This is a genomic window from Pseudomonas sp. FA-1 (assembly GCF_056856075.1).
Window position 1 is genome coordinate 1 of record NZ_JBWXTH010000088.1, and the last position, 231, is coordinate 231.

Consider the following 231-nt stretch of genomic DNA (forward strand, 5'->3'; position numbering starts at 1 on the left):
CGCGCAGGGGGTGGGGCGCGGGCTGGCGATACGCCGCATGGCCAGGCCGGCGGGTGTGGTCAAGATCGCGATTGATGGCATTGCGCTTGTTGGGCTTCGGGACGTTCGGCGCCACCGCGTCCGGGTCCAGCGACTCCAGCGGCGCCTCGTTCCACGCGGTGTCTTCTTCCAGCGGGCGTACGTTCCACATGCGCGGCGTGGAGCCGGTCGGGTTGAAAATGTACTTGAGCC

The 231-nt window shown here is 68.4% G+C and carries 1 protein-coding gene; it reads right to left on the bottom strand.

Annotated elements, in window-relative coordinates; genetic code table 11:
• Nucleotides 1–231 (bottom strand): hypothetical protein (locus AC1MHZ_RS23545; protein ID WP_482967030.1); only part of this gene is annotated, 231 nt, incomplete at both ends.